Below are 1,205 nucleotides of genomic sequence, written 5' to 3' on the forward strand. Positions count from 1 at the left end.
AGCCCTGGCTGAGAGATTCAACAGTGCCTTGGCAGTCATCCGGGAAAACGGTGTGTACAAGGATKTCCAAGACCACTATTTCAAATTTGATATTTACGGCGAGTAAATTAATTAAGTTTTCTTATGGGCTAAACAACGAATAGATGGCGATGCCTCGGCGCACCATTAAAAGTCACGAGTAGGTAAACTCGATGCAGCTCGAATCGCTAGAAGTAATGGCACTTCAAGAGATGCTGGGGGTTTTTGAGCAGGGGTCTAGTGAAGTGATTGAACGACAACCGACGCCAGCCGGATTTTTCACCATCATTCGATTGGGTGGATCAGTTCCTCAGCTTAATCAAGAAAGTGAACGGACATGGAAGTTCAAACATCCGAGGCTTAGCGATGGAGGCTTCTTTGTGTGTTGGCCTGTAAGTGATGTTGACTTGTGTTTAGAAGCCGTCTCGAACAACGGAAGCTGGCCTTCAGGCATGATTGCTACTCTCTAGACACCCAAAATGGCGAGCCTTCAATACTCGCCATTACTATTTCCAATACACTAAGTTTTTTCAAGTTTTATGGCGATACAAAAATCCGGGTAGACTTTCGAAGCTTTAAGGGTTTTTTGGTTTGTCAGGTGTGTTGTCTGTTTGCAAAAATCCGCCATCACAGCCATGGCGTTTGTATTATTGATGTCACGTTGGCGCTCCATCGCCTGTTCTTTGCACGCGTTACCAAAACCGAAATTTAGTGCCACCTATACGATGCAAAATGGAATGCCCAGCACTCAGCGAATTAGAGACGCAGAACTGGTGTTTAATTCACGTGTTCCTACCTGTAGGATAAGTCTCTTGCCTCTGGAGCGGATGAGCGTCTTTACTGTGATTAATCTGGTGGCTTATAACGCTAGAGTGTCCTCTCAATTAGGTGGTTGGACCACGGGTACACGAGTCGAATAAAGGAAATCATTGGTTAGCGCTGTCAGCGCTAAGTAAACACTGACTTGAGATGAATAGTCCACGGCTCCGGCGGGTACTCCCAACCTATACCTGTGCTGATGCAGTGACGGTTTTTGGCCGCAAACAGCCTGTCATGAACGGCTGTTTTCGGCCCAGAGTGTGTAAAAACGCACATTAGGGCCTTGTCGGCGCGAAGAGCCTACGGCCGCTCGCTGAGTGAGTCCGCTTAAGGCACCATAGTTGATCAATATCGCATCGGTGCCCTTC

Annotated in this window: 1 protein-coding gene; it reads left to right on the plus strand. The window is 47.3% G+C overall.

From position 1 onward, the window contains the following. Positions 1 to 191 precede the first annotated feature (191 nt). On the plus strand, positions 192 to 488 hold the full coding sequence (locus tag AC1DRJ_RS28510; RefSeq protein ID WP_477805084.1) for a hypothetical protein: 297 nt from the start codon (positions 192 to 194) through the stop codon (positions 486 to 488). Positions 489 to 1,205 lie beyond the last annotated feature (717 nt).

Source organism: Pseudomonas sp. P5_B2 (genome assembly GCF_056400445.1).